This window comes from Parabacteroides sp. 52 (assembly GCF_010500925.1).
GTDB lineage: Bacteria > Bacteroidota > Bacteroidia > Bacteroidales > Tannerellaceae > QVMG01.
The window spans coordinates 31,920-46,206 of record NZ_QVMG01000012.1; the positions used below are offsets into that span (position 1 = coordinate 31,920).

A 14,287-nucleotide genomic window follows, 5' to 3' on the forward strand; every position below is an offset into this window, starting at 1 on the left:
AAATCGGACAGCCCCTTTTTTAATTTATCTTGTTCTTTCTATTTTCATTTCCCCGTAATGATCTTTTTAATCTCACTCAGTTTATTGAGTGCTTCCAGAGGGGTGAGGTTATTGACGTCCGTATTTTTTATCTCATCGCGCACCTGGCTGAGGATAGGATCGTCCAACTGGAAGAAGTTAAGCTGAAAACCTTCGGCGGCAGCGGCAATTTGTTTGACCGGTTTACTGATACCGTCCTGGCGATTTTCCGTTTCGAGTTGTTTCAATATCTCGTCCGAACGTTTGACAATGCTCTTGGGCATACCCGCCATACGGGCCACATGAATACCAAAACTATGTGCACTGCCTCCTTTGACCAGTTTACGCAAGAAGATAACTTTGTTTCCTACTTCTTTCACCGATACATTATAATTTTGGATACGTTTGAAAGAGTTTGTCATCTCATTCAACTCATGGTAATGCGTGGCAAAAAGTGTTTTGGCACGTGCTTGCGGATGTTCGTGGATATATTCAACAATCGCCCAGGCAATAGAGATACCGTCATAGGTGCTGGTGCCCCGTCCCAGTTCGTCGAAAAGAACAAGGCTGCGGCTGGAAAGGTTATTGATGATATTGGATGCTTCGCTCATCTCTACCATAAAGGTCGATTCGCCCAGGGAGATGTTATCCGATGCCCCTACACGGGTAAATATCTTATCCACAATACCTATATGAACCGATTCGGCAGGCACGAATGAACCGATTTGTGCCATAAGCGTGATCAGGGCTGTCTGCCGCAATAAGGCCGATTTACCCGCCATATTCGGCCCGGTTATAATGATAATCTGTTGTTTCTTATCATCCAGATATACATCATTGGCCACATAAGGATCATCCAGAGGCAATTGTTTTTCGATTACCGGATGACGACCGCCTTTGATATCTATCACCTCCGATTCATTCACTTCCGGACGGATATATCTATTGCTTTGTGCCGACTTGGCAAATGACAACAAACAATCCAGGCGGGCAATCAGGTTAGCATTGACCTGAATCGGCGGAATATAGTCGACCAAACTCAATACTAAATCATTGAAAAGACGGGATTCAAGTGCCATAATCTTTTCTTCGGCTCCCAGTATCTTCTCTTCGTATTCTTTCAGTTCTTCCGTGATATACCGTTCGGCATTGACAAGGGTCTGCTTCCGTATCCATTCCGGAGGTACTTTATCCTTATGCGTATTCCGTACTTCTATATAATATCCGAAAACATTGTTAAAGGCTATCTTAAGACTGGGTATACCCGTCCGTTCACTCTCCCGCTGCTGAATCTGCAAAAGATAATCTTTGCCCGAATAAGCGATGGCACGCAATTCATCCAGTTCTTCACTGACACCTTCCGCAATAACGCCTCCTTTATTCAATAGGGCAGGGGGGTCGTTCTTTATTTCTTTTTCTATCCGTTCATGGATAGGAACACAGGCATGCAATTGTTCACCCAGACGACACAGACTGGGTTCTTCGCTCGCCTCACAAGACTCTTTGATCGGTCCTATGGCACGAAGAGCTACTTTCAACTGCACCACTTCGCGAGGAGAAACACGTCCGACAGCCACCTTTGAAATGATACGTTCGAGATCACCTATTTGTTCCAATTGTAATTCCAAGAACTCTTTCATCTCCGGATGGCGAAAGAAATGTTCCACCACATCCTGTCGTTCGCGGATAGGCTTCACATCCTTCAAAGGAAACAATAACCAGCGACGCAACATACGGGAACCCATAGGAGAAACCGTTTTATCGATCACATCCAACAGGCTGGTGCCCCCTTCGTTCATGGTTCCTACCAATTCCAGACTTCGTACGGTGAATTTATCCAGACGCACATAGCGGTCTTCTTCGATACGGGAAAGGCTGGTGATATGCCCGATCTGCTTATGTTGTGTTATATCCAGGTAATGCAGGATAGCACCCGAAGCAATAATACCCAGTTTCAGGTGTTGCACGCCAAAGCCTTTCAGGTTTTTTGTCTCAAAATGTTTCAAGAGCCGGTCATTGGCAGCGTCGGCAGTAAACACCCAATCTTCCAATTCGAAAAGGAAAAAACGGGAACCGAAGGCCTCTTCAAACTTCTTGCGGGTATTGCGTTCGACCAATACTTCTTTGGGAAAGAAGTTATGAAGCAGTTTATCGATATAATCCACCGTCCCTTCGGCAGTAAGAAACTCTCCCGTAGAGATATCAAGAAAAGAAATTCCACAGGTATCCTTTTGAAAATGAACGGCAGCAAGGAAATTATTTTCTTTGTGATTCAGTATATTATCGTTGATAGAAACACCCGGAGTAACCAATTCGGTTACGCCCCGTTTCACCAGTTTTTTGGTCATCTTCGGATCTTCCAGCTGGTCGCAGATAGCTACCCGTTTGCCGGCACGCACCAGTTTAGGGAGATAGGTATCCAAAGCATGATGAGGAAAACCTGCCATCTCAATGAATTGTCCCGGACCATTGGCTTTTTTCGTTTGAACGATACCGACTATTTCGGCTCCTATCACTGCATCTTCCCCATACATCTCATAAAAGTCACCCACCCGGAAAAGCAGGATTGCATCCGGATATTTGGCTTTTACATCGAAATATTGTTTCATCAAAGGAGTTTCAACTACGTGTTTTCCCACAGTATTTGTTTATTTTAATTAGGTAGGCAAATATAAGGAAAAGGTACGCGTAATCCGAAAGGAAAAGGAATTTTCTACAGAGAATCATAGGATCATTCTCTCAAAAAGGGGAGGGAATACAAGTGTCGATAGCCGTCGACACTTGTGCTGATATATGTCGACACAATTGCCGATATATATCGGCACAAGTGCTGACGTATATCGGCAATTTTATTTACTAATGAAAAAGGACGTATTATAAAGGATAGGTATCCAAAGCATACAATTGAGTAGATAAATAACGCTCTCCGGTATCCGGCAAAACAGCAACAATTGTTTTTCCTTTATTCTCCGGCAGTTTAGCCAATGTCATAGCTGCATATACAGCCGCTCCGGAGGATATACCTACCAGAAGACCTTCTTCTTTGGCCAATTCACGTGCGGTACGAATAGCATCGTCTCCTGCAACCTGTATGATCTGATCGACTACATCGCCATTGTATATTTCCGGAATGAATCCGGCACCTATTCCCTGTATCTTATGAGGAGCGGCTTTGCCACCGGATAAAACAGGAGATTCAGCCGGTTCCACGGCTACTATGCGAATAGTAGGATTCTGTTCTTTCAACACTTTTCCCACTCCGCTGATGGTACCACCTGTACCTACACCGGCCACAAATATATCTATTTTACCCTCCGTATCCCGCCATATCTCCTGTGCAGTTGTTTGCCTATGTATTGCCGGGTTAGCCGGATTTTCAAATTGTTGCAGAATAACTGATCCGGGTATTTGTTCTTTTAACCTCTCAGCTTCGGATATAGCCCCTTTCATTCCTTCCGCACCCGGTGTTAAAACAAGATTAGCTCCTAAGGCTTTCAACAGACTACGCCGTTCCTGACTCATCGTTTCCGGCATGGTAAGAAACAAGGTATATCCTTTGGAAGCAGCGACAAAAGCAAGTCCGACTCCGGTATTTCCACTGGTTGGCTCAATAAGGGTAGCCCCCGGTTTCAACAGTCCTTTGGCTTCCGCATCTTCGATCATAGCCAGAGCCACACGATCTTTTACACTACCTGCCGGATTAAAATATTCCAGTTTTCCGATCACCGTGGCTTGCAACTCTTTCTTCGCATTGAAACGGGAGAGTTCCATCAACGGGGTATTACCTATTAAATCAGTCAGTTGCTTTGCAATCTTTATCATCTTTTTACTTATTAACTATGTAATTGTTTAAAGAAATCCCAAATAACTATACCGGATGTGACGGATACATTCAATGAGTGTTTGGTTCCATACTGCGGTATTTCAATACATATATCACATGAATCAATCACTGTCTGTTGCACTCCTTTTACTTCATTTCCCAATATAACAGCATACTTTAAGTCTTTGTTCAACACCAATTTATCCAACATCACACTTCCTTCTGCCTGTTCAATGGCACATACCGTATATCCTTCAGTCTTCAACTTTTCAACAGCTTCTACTGTATCTTTGAAATAATGCCAGTCCACCGTATCTTCTGCTCCCAATGCCGTTTTATGAATTTCGGGATGAGGAGGGCAAGCTGTGATACCACATAAATAGACTGCCTCTACCAAGAAAGCATCCGAGGTACGGAACACAGAACCTACATTATGCAAGCTCCTGACATGGTCAAGCACCACGATCAATGGTATCTTATTACTTGTTTTGAAAGCTTCCGGAGTCAACCGATTCAATTCGGTTATTTTTAGTTTACGCATAAAATAATTACCTTTAGAAAGGCAAAAGTAACGAATTATCCAAACAGCCTGTTGAAAACCTATTAATAAGTAGTGAACAGAAACTGAAAAAATAAGCTTGCATTTACCGATTATTTACCTATACACCCTACTTCTTTTACCGGACAAATAAGTTAACACTCTTTTTACTCCGTCGATTCAACACCTAGTTTTGACAAGTATACAGGAGATAAAACTATACTTTTTTTACACATGCCAACTTATCAACTACTTGTTAATAACGTCTGTAACTATTTGTAATACATACAATAAAACCTAAACAAACAAGTTGATATCCTATGCATAAGAAGAAACCATCACTTAATAACTTCTTATGCAATGAAAGGACGAATTATGTTTTAACAGTTTCAACATCCCATTATTATCATCATTTAAGTTTTTTAATTTTTAAAAGAAATAAGAATATAAATATAAATGGTTGATAACTGCCGGAGGATAAATCCGAAGGAGGAGTTTGAAACCAAACTCTATGTTTTGTGTTATCTTTGTATCGGAAAGTATAAAGATAGAATAGTATGGATAATCAATCAGTAGCTTATATGCATGCACCGGTTCCCCAAGATATAGATCTGAAAAAAGCAATCGATCAGTTGCGTAAGGAAAAGAATGCCCTTATTCTGGCTCATTATTATCAGACGGGCGATATACAGGATATAGCCGATTTTGTGGGAGACAGCCTTGCCTTGGCACAGTGGGCGTCGAAGACGGATGCAGATATCATTGTCTTATGTGGGGTTCATTTTATGGGAGAAACAGCTAAGATCTTATGTCCCGATAAGAAAGTGTTGGTTCCCGATCTGGATGCCGGTTGTTCCCTGGCTGACAGTTGTCCTGCTCCTGTTTTTGCTGCCTTTGTCGGAGAACATCCGGATCATACGGTTATTTCTTATGTGAATACGACGGCAGCTGTCAAAGCCGTTACCGATGTGGTCGTTACCTCTACCAATGCCAAACAGATAGTAGAGAGTTTCCCAAAGGATACAAAAATAATATTCGGACCGGATCGGAACCTGGGAAATTATATAAACAGTATAACGGGACGTAATATGCTTTTATGGGATGGCGCTTGTCATGTGCATGAGAAGTTTTCTTTGGAAAAGATTCTTGCATTGAAAGCAATGTATCCCGAAGCAGAAGTAATCACACACCCTGAATGTAAACAACCTATTATTCATGTCTCAGACTTTGTAGGATCGACTGCAGCACTTATCCGGTACACGACACAGTCTGCGAAGAAACAATTCATTGTAGCGACGGAAAGTGGCGTTATTCATGATATGCGCAAGAAGAATCCGGATAAAGAATTTATCCCTGCTCCTCCCAATGACAGTACCTGTGCTTGTAATGAATGTAATTTTATGCGGCTGAATACGATGGAGAAATTGTATAATTGCCTGAAATATGAAATGCCTGAGATACAGGTGGAGGAGGAAGTGCAAAAGAAAGCTGTTCTTCCTATCAAACGTATGCTTACTATATCAGAAGAATTAGGACTTTAATAGTCAGAAAAGATAAAAAGAAAGAGCGGGTAAATAAGGTAATACGATATCTTATTTATCCGCTCTTTTATGATTTCGGCATACAAAGCCGAACATATACTTATTTGATAACCATAATCTTTGTTACTACGCTTTCACTTTTGTCTTCGTCGTTTGTGGCTGAAAGGACGAGATAAATACCTGTAGCTACTCTTTGTCCATTTTTTCTGCGACAGTCCCAGGTAAATTGTCCTCCCAATGAAGTACCCTGAACAACGAGGTTACCGCTTACATCGGTAATTTTCACGTTGGAGTTAGCAACTAATCCGGTTATAGTTACCATATCCTGATATTCGGGACGAACCGGATTCGGGAATGCATATACATCGGAATAATCTTCTGTTCCTTCTGTGGCTCCTCCCATATAAGAGACCATTCCTTTGTCGGTGCCGATAAAGGCTTCGCCGGTGACCGGATTGATAGCAATACTTTCTATGCGGTTGGAGGGGAGAGGGGAGTTTTCTGTTTTGAATTGTTCGACTATTTCAAGTGCATCCGGTGATACGATTAAAACACCGGAGCTTTCCGTACCGAACCATTTACGGTTACCTCCGTCAACTGCTATGCACCGAACACTTTCTCCGTCTAACAGATAAGTAGGGGTACCGTCTTCTTGTGTATGCACAATGCGGCTGGCTCCCATACTTCTGTCTGCCAATGCATTCTGTGGGGAAGCTATCCGGACAGGACCCAGGTTGGTTCCTAACCATATATATCCGTCATGGTCTTCAGCCATACAATAAAACACATTGGGTGTTATGTTTCCTTCTCCGGAGACAGAGGTGAAAGAGGTGTAAAAGCGGGAGACATCGTCTGACTGATCATCGATTGTTCCTTTGTCGTCGAAGATAAATATACCCGATGTAGAGTTTTGTCCTCTTATTACGTTGACCCATTTATGGTTGTTCTTGCGGATAAGTATTTTATCAATCAAATTTTGATTTTTAAGATCTGCATACATTAAAGAAGCCCATGTACCGTCTGATTTCAATACTTTTATGGCATTGTTCACTCCGCTATTGGTCATCCATAAATTGTTGTTTTTATCATAACAAAGACCTTCCACACGGATGTAATGCGGATCTTTTTTATCATCTGAAGATGATTCTAACGTACTGTTATTCAATCCGTATAGGTTAACAAACTTATTGTTTTCTATTTCAAATACCCCTTCTCCCCATGTTGATACGAAATAATGATTTTCATTTTGGGGATCGACTGCTGCAGATGTAACGTCGAGGCTTTGTTCGATAGGACTATCCGTTATTATTTTGTCATCATCGAAGTTATTCCATTTCTTATTTTCATAGGTCATAAATGTCCAGGGGAGTCTGGAACGGTTTACCCATCGTCCACCTCCACAGACAAGTAATTTTTCTTTGTGGAAGGTGATGTATGCGGATAAGTCTCTTTTGGGACCTTCGATCTGTGTGCCGGAAAGAATAACTTCCAGTTCGTTTCCGGATTTTTTGATTCCTTTGATACCTTCCGGACCGGCTGCTATCCAGAAAATAGAATTGTTTTTCAGGGAAGTAATGCCATATAAAGGTCCTGTTGTGAGGGTAAATGATTCGTTCAAAGACGAATAAATGTAAGCCTGATTATCATTGAAATTACTGGAATACTCGCTATAAGCGATGAGTTTATTATTCTGCAAGGTAAGATGTTGCAGACTGTTGTGACTCAACAATACCTTGGCTGTTTTCTCTTGTTTATTTATTTCATCGGCTTCCAGGTAATAGATACCTCTTTTTTGCAGATGCATACAGATTACCTCGTTAAAAACGTATATCTGTTGGATATTGATTCCTTCAAATCCTGCATTGATCTTTGGAAAATCAATGTTATCAAGAGACTTCCAATTGTTGGTATCCAATAAATTATCATTTAAATGACCGTATATGATACCCTCCGGTGTTGCAGCATACAGGTGGTTGTTATAAATACAGGAAGAATGAACTGCTTTTTTCAACCGATAGGTATCGGTTATCTCTTTCTTTTCCATATTTATCACCATGATACCGAACTGTGCAGAGAGATAGGCTTTTTCTTTATGGAAGAATATGCCGTTTATCTCTTTGTCGGGAATACTTATGTCTTTCATCAGGAAAGGAATATTATGAATTCCTTTTTCATTCAAAAGATCTATATTTCCGTTGCTGTAAACTATCAACAGCGTGTTTAGATCGGTATTGAAAGCGATCGTATCTATCTTTGTATCGCTTAGTTCGGGTTTGGAATAGGTACGAATACTTGCATCGTCTTTTCCAAAACTGAAAAGGGAATTACCGGCTATGGCAAAAATGTTATTATTCCCTTCCGTGACTGCACGCGTATCATAGTAAGACATATATGTCTGCCAGCTACCGATATTTTGTGCTATACTCTGCAGGCAGAAATAAATAAGAAATGTAAATAGATATATTATTTTTTTCATCTTTTTATGCGGGTAAAGTGGATAAAAAAGTAGCCAGTTTCTGAACGGCCCGTGCGCGATGGCTGATGTCATTTTTAATGTCGTTCCCTAATTCGGCAAATGTCTGGTCATATCCTTCGGGAACAAAGAGGGGATCATAACCGAAACCGGCACCTCCTCTCTTTTCATCTATGATGTTGCCGTTGATGATACCTTCAAACATATATTCTTTTCCGTTGAGCAGTAAAGCGATAACGGTACGAAAGCGGGCTTTGCGATTCTCTTTTCCTTCTAATGCTTCCATCAGTTTTTGCATATTGGCTTCCGGATCATGTGTGGGACCTGCATAACGGGCAGAGTAGACGCCGGGGGCATTATCCAAGGCTTCTACTTCCAGGCCGGTATCGTCGGCAAAACAGTCGTATCCATAATGCTCTTTGACATATTGTGCTTTTAACAAAGCATTTCCTTCTAAGGTATCGGCTGTTTCCGGAATATCTTCCAGGCAATCAATATCTTTTAAGTTGACAATAGAGAGCGTTCCATTCAACATCGTTCTAACCTCTTCCAGTTTATGCTTGTTGTTTGTCGCAAATACTATAGTTTTCATTTAATTATATCCTTGTATTGTTCTACTTTTGCACAAAAGTACATAGTATGTTTCATATTCCTGTAAATAAATTATTATTTCGTTTCTGTATTTTCTCTTTCCTGACGGCTTTGTTTGTCAGTATATTTTTAACATCGGCAGACTTTTTGAAAATACCCGTGACTACTGCAAAAGATGTATTTATCTTATTATTGCAATGGGGGGTTATCTTTACAGCCAACTTTTTTCTTATATTTTTACTTGCGGTAAATAAGTATGTATTTGCCCTTATTTTTCCATTAGTAACGTTTATCAGTTCTTTGTTAGCCTGGTTTCGTTTTACCATGAATGCGATTCTCACCCCTATGATTTTGGATGCTACGTTGGAAAACGATTTCCGGACTTCTTCCGAACTATGTACTCCCGGTTTGGTCTTCTTTGTTTTATTGATGTTATTAATATCCTTGTTTATTGTTTACTACAGAATAAAACATATAAAACTTGAAAAACCATTGGTAGTTGCCTGTGTAACTGCCGTACTTCTTGTATGCTTCACACAGATAGACGGTTTGAAACGTCCTATATCAAAACGTATTCCTTTTAATATTTATTATACGGTCGTTGATTATTGCAAAGAAAAACAGATGATAAGTATGGAACGGATGGATCTGACCGAAGGCATTCGTTGTGGCGAAGAAGACGATCTTATTGTTGTTTTTGTATTGGGTGAATCTCTTCGTCCCGATCATTTGGGGATCAACGGTTATGAACGTAATACGACTCCTTTGTTGTCTCAGGAGGATATTATATCCTTTCCGCATATTTATACGGAGTTTACCTATACGAACCGCAGTGTTCCCTATATATTAACCCGGGCAGATAGTACAGATTATGGGAGGGCGTTTACGGAAAAGTCTTTTGTGAATTTGTTTAATGCCTGCGATTATTATACGGTATGGTTGGCCAACCAGGAGCCTACCGATACCTATGTTTATTTTATGAACGAATGTGATTCTTTATTTCATGTGAATATAGAGAAGTCATCGTATGTATTTGATAAGTGGGTCGATGGCGATCTGTTGCCTTTATACGACGATGCGTTGCAAGTAGCCAATAAGAAGAAACTGATTATTTTGAACGGTATCGGTTCCCATTGGTGGTATAACTCCCATTTTACGGATGAGTTTGCCGTATTTACGCCTATTATAAAGAGTAAAATACTTTCTTCCAATACGCAGCAGGAGATGATCAATTCGTATGATAATACGGTGCTTTATACGGATTATTTCCTATATAATGTGATTGAAAGGCTGAGGGATAAAAAAGCTATTTTCATTTATCAGTCCGATCATGGGGAGGCTTTGGGAGAAGACGGTATGTGGTTGCATGCTTCGGAGTCTCCTTTTCCACACCAGGCGGCCTGCCTGATATGGATGTCTCCTGCTTATAAAGAATCTTTCCCTGAACATTATATACATGCAAAGGAGAACAGTTCTAAACGGTATAGAACAGATTATTTGTTCCATAGCATATTGGATGCCGGAAAGATCGAATCGCCTTATCTGGATACTTCCCAGAGTATATTCAGAAAGTGATTATGTTTTGATCTGATCGAAGCCTTCGCCATAAACCCCCCGGACAATACCTTGGGAGATAAATGCCTGTGGATCGATCTCTTTTACGATACGAAAGACAGTGAGTGATTCGGACTTTTTGACCAATAAGACTACTACTTTTATCGGACGTTTGGAATACCCCCCTTCGCCGTTTAAAAGTGTACAACCTCTATCCATATCTTGTAATACACGGGCTACTATCTCATCGTATTTCTGGGAGAAGATGAGGAACTGCACCGACTGCCGATTTCCATTGATAATCCTGTCGAGCATATAATTGCTGATTACCATTTCTACGAAACCGAATACGATCTTATCCACATCATGGAAAATAAAGAAGGAAGAACTTATAATCAGAAAGTCGAACAATAACAGACCCGTACCGATAGATACGTTTTTGTATTTATTGATAATAGCGGCCAGGATGTCGGTACCTCCTGTGCTTCCATTGGCGGAAAAGATAAGTCCCAAACCCGTACCGCATATAGCTCCCCCAATGATAATAGACATAAATACCTGATCTTTAATAATCGGAACGCCCCCTAACAGCCATTCGAAAAAAGAAAGGGAAAGGGATAAAGAGATCACTCCAAAAATGGTTTTTATCAGGAATTTAAGTCCGAGTATCTTAAAAGCCGCCGCCAGTAAGACCAGGTTGATAAGGAAATAAGATACGGATACGGGAATATTGGTGGCGAAGTATATCAGGGCACTGACACCACTTACGCCACCGGTCACAATTTCATTTGAAAGGATAAATCCATTAAAACCAAAACCATACATGATCGTACCAATAAGGATAATGATATAATCCTGTACGGAATGGTAAATCTTATGAATACCTTTTTTTGCCATTAAATTACGATGTTAACGATTTTTCCGGGAACGACAATGACCTTCTTAGGTGTTTTGCCTTCCACCCACTTAGCGGAATTCTCATGGCTAAGTACAGTCTTTTCAACATCTTCTTTGTTCATATCAGCCGGTAATTCCAGGTTATAACGGGTTTTTCCGTTGAATGAGATGGCGTATGTAACGCTGTTTTCTTTCAGATATTCTTCGTTATACTGCGGCCAGGCAGCATCACAAATGGTTGTATTCTTGCCTAAAGCATGCCATAGTTCTTCTGTTATGTGAGGAGCAAAAGGAGCTAATACGATAAGCAGTTGTTCCAAAATGGCTCTCTTCTGGCATTTCAATGTTGTCAGTTCGTTGATACAAATCATAAAGGCACTTACAGAGGTGTTGAACGAGAAATGTTCAATATCCCAGCTTACCTTCTTGATGAGCTTATGCAATGCTTTCCATTCGTTGGCTGTAGGCGTTTCTTCGGTAACCTGTAAGCTATCGGTATTGTTGCCATAGAACAATCCCCATACTTTCTTCAGGAAACGGGATACACCGTCGATACCGTTTGTATCCCAGGGTTTGGATTGTTCCAACGGACCCAGGAACATTTCATACAGACGCAGGGTATCGGCTCCGTATTTCTCGACGATCATATCGGGGTTGACTACGTTGAACATAGACTTCGACATCTTCTCAACCGCCCATCCACAGATGTATTTATCGTCTTCCAGGATAAACTCTGCGGTTTTATATTCCGGGTTCCAGTTGCGGAAGGCCTCTATGTCTAATACATCATTCGTAACGATGTTGACATCCACATGCAAAGGAGTTACTTCGTATGCATCTTTCAGATTGAGTGACACGAATTTGTTTGTTCCGTTGATACGGTATACGAAGTTGGAACGACCCTGTATCATTCCCTGGTTGATCAGTTTCTGGAAAGGTTCTTCATCGGCTATGACTTGCAGGTCGTACAAGAATTTGTTCCAAAAACGGCTATAGATCAGGTGACCGGTAGCATGTTCTATACCTCCGAGATAGAGGTCTACATTCCGCCAGTAGGCGTTTGTCTTTTTATCAACCAATTCGTTGGCGTTGTGTGGATCTTCGTACCGGATATAATAAGCGGAAGAACCGGCAAAGCCAGGCATTGTATTGAGTTCCAATGGGAATATCGTTTTATTATCGACACGCGAAGTTTCTACAACCTCTTCGTTGACAGTATCCCAGGCCCATACCGTAGCATTTCCCAAAGGAGGTTCCCCTGTTGGGGTGGGCAAGAAACGGTCGACATTCGGTAATTTCAGCGGCAACTTATGCAGCGGTAACATCTGTGGCAGGCCATCGGCGTCATAATACACCGGGAAAGGTTCTCCCCAATAACGTTGGCGGCTGAAGATGGCATCGCGTAAACGGTAATTAATCTTTACCTTACCCAATTGTTTTTCGGCTACGTATATTTTTGTTTTTGCGATGGCTTCTTTTACATTCAAACCATTCAACACCAATCCTCCTTCCATACCTTTGCCGGGTTGCGGCGAATTCATCAGGATCCCTTCTTTGGCATCAAAACTCTCTTCTGTCACATCACATCCTTCGATCAGCGGAATGATAGGCAGGTTGAAATGTTTGGCAAAGGCATAGTCGCGGCTGTCATGTGCGGGTACAGCCATGATGGCTCCCGTTCCATAACCGGCCAATACATAATCGCTGATCCAGACAGGAATGGCTTCCCCGGTCAACGGATTGATCGCATAGGATCCGGAGAATACACCGGTCACTTTGCGGTCGGCTATACGTTCGCGTTCGGTTTTCTTTTTGGTCGCTATTTTGTATAATTCTACTTCTTTCTTTTGGTCTGCCGTGGTCAATACTTCTACCAGTTCACTTTCAGGAGCTAATACCATGAAAGTAACCCCGAAGATCGTGTCTGCACGGGTGGTGAAGATGGTGAATTCCCTGTCGGAGTCTTTCACCTTAAACTGCATTTCTGCTCCTTCGCTGCGTCCGATCCAGTTGCGTTGTGTATCTTTCAGCGATTCTGTCCAGTCGAGATCTTCTAATCCGTCCAACAGACGTTGTGCATAAGCCGATACACGCAGGCACCATTGACGCATCATCTTCTGTTCGACCGGATAACCTCCCCGTTCGGAAAGTCCGTTGACCACCTCATCGTTGGCCAATACAGTACCTAAGTCGGCACACCAGTTTACCATCGTATCGCCCAGATAAGCGATCCGATAGTTCAATAATATCTCTTGTTTTTCTTTTTCACTCTTCGCTTTCCATTCGTCGGCGGTGAAAGAGAGTTCTTCCCCTTGCGCCACATTCAGTCCGCCACCGGTTCCTACTTGTTCGAAAGCCTGGATCAGTTCTTCTATCGGACGTGCTTGTTGTTCATCATAGCAATAATAGCTGTTGAACATTTGGATAAATGCCCATTGGGTCCAGTGATAATATGCCGGCTCAGAGGTACGCACTTCCCGGCTCCAGTCGAAGCTGAAACCGATCTTATCCAATTGTTCGCGGTACCGGTTGATATTTTTTTCGGTCGTTATCGCCGGATGTTGTCCGGTTTGAATGGCATATTGTTCGGCAGGCAATCCGTAGGCGTCGTATCCCATCGGATGTAATACATTGAAACCGTTGAGTCGTTTGTAACGGCTGAAAATATCAGAGGCTATATATCCGAGAGGATGACCTACATGCAGACCTGCCCCTGACGGGTAAGGAAACATATCCAACACATAGTATTTGGGTTTATCCGCATCTTCTTTTACTTTGTAAACCCCGTTGGCATTCCAGTATGCATGCCATTTTTTCTCAATGTCTCTGAAATTGTATTCCATCTCAAAATC

At 41.7% G+C, this 14,287-nt stretch carries 9 protein-coding genes; 2 read left to right on the forward strand and 7 right to left on the reverse strand.

From position 1 onward, the window contains the following. Positions 1-44: 44 nt before the first annotated feature. From mutS to D0T51_RS08395, 3 genes are all read right to left on the reverse strand, one after another. Positions 45-2,627, reverse strand: a complete 2,583-nt coding sequence (gene mutS / locus D0T51_RS08385) for a DNA mismatch repair protein MutS (RefSeq protein ID WP_163728006.1) — start codon at positions 2,625-2,627, stop codon at positions 45-47. A 265-nt stretch (positions 2,628-2,892) separates the two neighbouring features. Next, positions 2,893-3,840, reverse strand: coding sequence for a cysteine synthase A (cysK, locus tag D0T51_RS08390; RefSeq protein ID WP_163727869.1), 948 nt, complete (start codon positions 3,838-3,840; stop codon positions 2,893-2,895). 11 nt (positions 3,841-3,851) lie between these two features. Next, positions 3,852-4,382 carry an RNA methyltransferase gene (locus D0T51_RS08395; RefSeq protein ID WP_163727872.1) on the reverse strand — a complete coding sequence of 177 codons (531 nt, stop codon included), beginning with the start codon at positions 4,380-4,382 and terminating at the stop codon, positions 3,852-3,854. A gap of 554 nt (positions 4,383-4,936) precedes the next feature. Here D0T51_RS08395 and nadA point away from each other — a divergent pair. After that, positions 4,937-5,920, forward strand: a complete 984-nt coding sequence (gene nadA / locus D0T51_RS08400; RefSeq protein WP_163727874.1) for a quinolinate synthase NadA — start codon at positions 4,937-4,939, stop codon at positions 5,918-5,920. 100 nt (positions 5,921-6,020) lie between these two features. Here the strand turns inward: nadA and D0T51_RS08405 are convergent, their stop codons facing one another. Next, the gene (locus D0T51_RS08405) at positions 6,021-8,396 is read right to left on the reverse strand and encodes a two-component regulator propeller domain-containing protein (RefSeq protein WP_163727877.1); all 2,376 of its coding nucleotides are present in this window, start codon (positions 8,394-8,396) and stop codon (positions 6,021-6,023) included. Positions 8,397-8,400: 4 nt separating this feature from the next. Continuing rightward, entirely contained in the window at positions 8,401-8,985 is a 585-nt protein-coding gene (locus D0T51_RS08410) for a non-canonical purine NTP diphosphatase (RefSeq protein WP_163727880.1), read from the reverse strand. 47 nt (positions 8,986-9,032) lie between these two features. On the opposite strand from D0T51_RS08410, the gene D0T51_RS08415 reads away from it, so the two are divergent. Then, positions 9,033-10,559, forward strand: a complete 1,527-nt coding sequence (locus D0T51_RS08415) for a phosphoethanolamine transferase (protein ID WP_163727883.1) — start codon at positions 9,033-9,035, stop codon at positions 10,557-10,559. Here the strand turns inward: D0T51_RS08415 and D0T51_RS08420 are convergent, their stop codons facing one another. Together D0T51_RS08420 and leuS are read right to left on the reverse strand one after the other, a co-directional pair. Beyond that, positions 10,560-11,435 (reverse strand): YitT family protein, encoded by an 876-nt coding sequence (locus D0T51_RS08420; RefSeq protein ID WP_163727886.1) that lies wholly within the window; start codon positions 11,433-11,435, stop codon positions 10,560-10,562. It abuts the gene before it with no gap. Continuing rightward, positions 11,435-14,278 carry a leucine--tRNA ligase gene (gene leuS / locus D0T51_RS08425; protein ID WP_163728009.1) on the reverse strand — a complete coding sequence of 948 codons (2,844 nt, stop codon included), beginning with the start codon at positions 14,276-14,278 and terminating at the stop codon, positions 11,435-11,437. The genes D0T51_RS08420 and leuS overlap by 1 nt, the downstream gene beginning before the upstream one ends. Between the last annotated feature and the right edge of the window lie 9 nt (positions 14,279-14,287).

Bases quoted from the DNA above. Each gene is read 5' to 3' on its own strand.
- D0T51_RS08420 (WP_163727886.1), bottom strand. From the start codon at position 11,435: ATGGCAAAAAAAGGTATTCATAAGATTTACCATTCCGTACAGGATTAT.
- D0T51_RS08405 (WP_163727877.1), bottom strand. From the start codon at position 8,396: ATGAAAAAAATAATATATCTATTTACATTTCTTATTTATTTCTGCCTG.
- leuS (WP_163728009.1), bottom strand. From the start codon at position 14,278: ATGGAATACAATTTCAGAGACATTGAGAAAAAATGGCATGCATACTGG.
- cysK (WP_163727869.1), bottom strand. From the start codon at position 3,840: ATGATAAAGATTGCAAAGCAACTGACTGATTTAATAGGTAATACCCCG.
- D0T51_RS08395 (WP_163727872.1), bottom strand. From the start codon at position 4,382: ATGCGTAAACTAAAAATAACCGAATTGAATCGGTTGACTCCGGAAGCT.
- mutS (WP_163728006.1), bottom strand. From the start codon at position 2,627: ATGAAACAATATTTCGATGTAAAAGCCAAATATCCGGATGCAATCCTG.
- nadA (WP_163727874.1), top strand. From the start codon at position 4,937: ATGGATAATCAATCAGTAGCTTATATGCATGCACCGGTTCCCCAAGAT.
- D0T51_RS08415 (WP_163727883.1), top strand. From the start codon at position 9,033: ATGTTTCATATTCCTGTAAATAAATTATTATTTCGTTTCTGTATTTTC.
- D0T51_RS08410 (WP_163727880.1), bottom strand. From the start codon at position 8,985: ATGAAAACTATAGTATTTGCGACAAACAACAAGCATAAACTGGAAGAG.